The sequence below is a fragment of the Flavobacteriales bacterium genome, assembly GCA_013214975.1.
Taxonomy (GTDB): Bacteria; Bacteroidota; Bacteroidia; order DT-38; family DT-38; genus DT-38.
The window spans coordinates 1-3,646 of record JABSPR010000435.1 but is presented as its reverse complement, the minus strand read 5'-3'; the positions used below and the strand labels follow the sequence as shown (position 1 = coordinate 3,646).

General features: G+C 37.3%; 4 protein-coding genes. 3 read left to right on the top strand and 1 reads right to left on the bottom strand.

Annotated features, from left to right (window positions below; genetic code table 11):
- From HRT72_13495 to HRT72_13485, 3 genes are all read left to right on the top strand, one after another.
- Positions 1–433, top strand: a 433-nt coding sequence (locus HRT72_13495) for a peptidase M3 (protein NQY68723.1), incomplete at its 5' end; no start/stop codon positions are given.
- Between the two features lie 45 nt (positions 434–478).
- Entirely contained in the window at positions 479–871 is a 393-nt protein-coding gene (locus HRT72_13490) for a hypothetical protein (protein NQY68722.1), read from the top strand.
- Complete coding sequence (locus HRT72_13485) at positions 817–1,011, top strand: hypothetical protein (protein NQY68721.1); 195 nt, start codon at positions 817–819, stop codon at positions 1,009–1,011. Before HRT72_13490 ends, HRT72_13485 begins: the two co-directional genes overlap by 55 nt.
- A 200-nt stretch (positions 1,012–1,211) precedes the next feature.
- Here HRT72_13485 and HRT72_13480 read toward each other — a convergent pair whose 3' ends face one another.
- Positions 1,212–3,275 (bottom strand): OmpA family protein, encoded by a 2,064-nt coding sequence (locus HRT72_13480; protein NQY68720.1) that lies wholly within the window; start codon positions 3,273–3,275, stop codon positions 1,212–1,214.
- Positions 3,276–3,646: the final 371 nt, after the last annotated feature.

Genomic DNA, 3,646 nt, shown 5'->3' with positions numbered 1-3,646 from the left:
GATGAAAGCCGCTAACTCATTTAACGGTGGGTTCGGAGCAATAGAGTATATGGCAGCGGCATATTTGGATATGGCATGGCATACTTTAAAAGATTATGAACTAAGAGATGTGAATTCTTTTGAACAGGAAGCAATGGATAAAATAGGGTTGATTGAAGAGATTATACCAAGGTATAGAAGTGCTTATTTCGCACACATATTTGATGGTGGGTACTCTTCTGGATATTACAGTTACTTATGGTCTGAAGTATTAGATGCAGATGCGTTCCAGGCCTTTAAAGATGCTGGAAGTATCTTTGATCAAGAAACAGCAAAACGATTTAGACACATGCTCTCTCAAGGAGGTTCTAAGCCGGGTATGGAGTTGTACGTGGAGTTCCGTGGACAAGAACCGGAAATAGGTCCGTTATTGAGAAGCAAAGGTTTTGAGTGAAATTTAACATCTTTTTAATTGGCATACGTCTACAAGATAAAACGTATGACAACCGAAGTAATTTGGGCGAATTTCAGTAGCAAACTTCTAGGCTTTATCAAAGCAAGGGTAGATAGTTCTGGAAATGCAGAAGATATTTTGCAAGACGTCTTCATTAAAATACATGAACATTCGCATCAGCTTAGCGATGAAGATAAGCTTACCAGTTGGGTATATCAGATAACGAGAAATACGTTAATTGACTTCCATCGAAAGAAAGGGGTTCTTTTAACGGAATACATTGGTGAAGAACCGCTTGTTCATCAAAATATGGAAGCCAATCCACAGTTTGTTAATTGCCTAATGCCTTTTGTGAAGGAATTCCAAATAAGTATAGAGATGCTTTGGAGAAAACAATTTATGGAGACCTTTCGCAAAAGGATTATGCCAAGGAGTTGAATGTTTCTTATTCTGCGGTGAAGTTAAGAGTGCAAAGAGGAAGAGTGATCCTAAAGGAGTTATTTACTGCTTGTTGCGCTATTAAAATAGACTCCTATGGAAATGTGATATCATCTAATATTGAAAATTGCAGGTGTTAATTTGCGTCCTTTCTAATTTTCTGCGTCTCTAAGATGTATTAATAATTTAAACGAGTGATTATGAAAAATCAAGAATTAAATAGAACAGATCCGAGTTGTAATTGTAACTGCAATTGCACTTGCGAGTGCAGCGGAGAAGATTGTAACTGCTAAAGTAGAAGGGATTATTAATTAGATAATCCCTTTTGTATTAAGTGCTTTTAATCCACAGATTCTTCTTGTTGTTCTTCTTCAACGGTTTCTACGCTTGGCTTGTAGTCCATGCTTAGGATAAAGAATTCGGTTCTCCTGTTTAATTGCATTCCTTCTTCCCATTTAGGGTTGCCCTTTCTGCTAACTGGGCCCAGAAATTTCTCGGTTAAAACATCGCCCTCATGAAAGGCAGTTTTTTCAGCAATTTTTTTACTCACTTTTAGTGGCACGGTTGCGCCATATCCTACAGCTTTTATTCTGTCTGAGACAATGCCCTCTTCAACAAGAAAGTCTAACACGCTTTGTGCTCTTTTCTGCGAAAGCTCTTTATTAGCAATGTCGTTTCCGCTATAATCGGTATGTGACCTCAGTTCTATTGTAAGTTCAGGGTAAAGATTTAAAGTTTTAACTAGGTTCTTTAATTCCTTTTTAGCGTTAGGGTTAAGTTTCCAATCGCTTATTTTAAAATCGATATTGGGTAAGTTAATTGGCTCTCTAGTATCGATTAATTCTAATCCGAATTCAGGAGTAATAGTCTTTGATTTCATAATGCCTATTGTAGTAACCTGAGTAAAGCCGGACAGAAAAGTAACTTTTTTCGCTTCTAGATCATAGCTAGTCTCATTTTTAAGAGGGAAGGCGTAGAACCCATCTTCGCCAGTAGTGTCAATAACATGTGAGCCATCAGATCCTCTTAGTTCGACAACCGCATTAGCTACGACTTGCTGTGTACCTTCGTTACGAACATAACCGTCTACTATAACCTCGATAGGAGGCATTATAAATTCATAAATGTCATCACCACCTTTTCCGCCAATCCTATTTGACGTGATAAAGCCTTTATCCTCATTGCCTCTAAAAGACATTCCAAAGTCGTCTCGAGATGTGTTGATTGGATATTTAAGATTAACTGGTTCAGTGTAGGTTGTGTCGCTTGTTTTCTTTGTCATAAAGATATCAAGCCCACCCATTCCTAAATGACCATCTGAAGCAAAGTATAAATCGCCATTTTTTCGGATTACAGGAAATTTTTCGTTTCCCGAAGTGTTGATCGTAGGCCCAAGGTTTTTGGGATGCGACCACAACCTTGCTTTTTTATCGTAGGTAGTAACCCATAAATCAGTACCACCTAGCGTTCCTCTCATGTTAGATGCAAAGTATAGCGTTTTGTTATCTTGTGCCATTGCTGGGTGAGCTACGATTATAGAATCGTGTGCTAGTTTTATTGGTTCACCATTTGTGTATCCTTTCCCCCTTGGTGTGGAAACGTATATCTGACAGCCCATGTTTTCTTTCTTCCTGATCTCACATTTTGTAAAATAAATTTTATTGTATTTTCTGTTAAAAGCAGATCCGCCCTCATTGAACATTGTGTTTATACCACCAATTGCAGTTGTTGGACTTGACCATTTTCCTCTTCTGTCTATAGAAGTTAAGAATATATCGGAGAAATCTTGTCCTGTTCTCCCGTCAATAGCAAATCCAGTAGCAGAAGAGCGGGAAGAAGTGAAGGAAACTATTTTAAAATTCTTTTTTGCATACCCTGCAGAATAGTCATCAGCCGTTGAATTGAAGGCATTGTTTGTATTCACTTCGTATTTTGATTCTGCATCTTTCCATTCCTTAGCAAGTTTTACAGATGCCAATCCGTCTTTTCCCTTTTGGTCGTCTGGGATTTTTTTAGCGTATTTCTCATACAACTCCAAAGCTTCGTCGAATTTGTTGTTTTGTTTTTTTGCATCCGCCAAATAAAGGATAGCAAGAGGATCTAAATGTCCTGATCGGATAGCTTTATCGAACCATATTTCTGCTTCTTTGTATTTACATGTTTTTTGGTAGCAATAGGCTATTTGAAAGTAGATACGTTGCTTTTCAATCTTATTCCCTTTAGCCTTTTGGAAGGCTCTGTTATATAGTTCGATGGCTTCGTGATATAATTCTGCTCGGAAGGCATCATCCGCTATTACAGAAAATCGGTTGTCGAAACTTGAGAACCCGCTACCCCCAAGGCTTTGTCCTTGGGTAGATAGCATGAAGAGTGACATTATGAAGATTAAGAATATCTTTTTCATATAGTATAAATTTAAAAAATTTAAGTCAGATGAAGCACATCGATTGATTCTAATAATTGAATACGGGGAATATTAGCTTTATCAAGCTTTTCATATTTATGAAAGCGCGTACTTTAGTAAGTTTAAATAGATAGCCACAATAGGTAATAAATAGGCAAGCTCTTAAGGGTTATTATTAACTTGGAATCAATAGTTCTTTAGTTTGTAGTTTGTTTTTTGTATCTTTCGGGATGGAAAAAACAGATTTAAGAAGCGTCTTAGACCAAGAAAGAAATATCATAAGACGAGATGCGGTCAAGATGATAAAACGAGGGGATAAGAAAAAGGATATAGCCAACTTTTACGGAGTGCATGTCAATACTGTTAGGGAT

What these genes read in the sequence shown, in the direction of transcription:
- HRT72_13490 (NQY68722.1), top strand. Translation starts at nt 479, where the DNA reads ATGACAACCGAAGTAATTTGGGCGAATTTCAGTAGCAAACTTCTAGGC.
- HRT72_13480 (NQY68720.1), bottom strand. Translation starts at nt 3,275, where the DNA reads ATGAAAAAGATATTCTTAATCTTCATAATGTCACTCTTCATGCTATCT.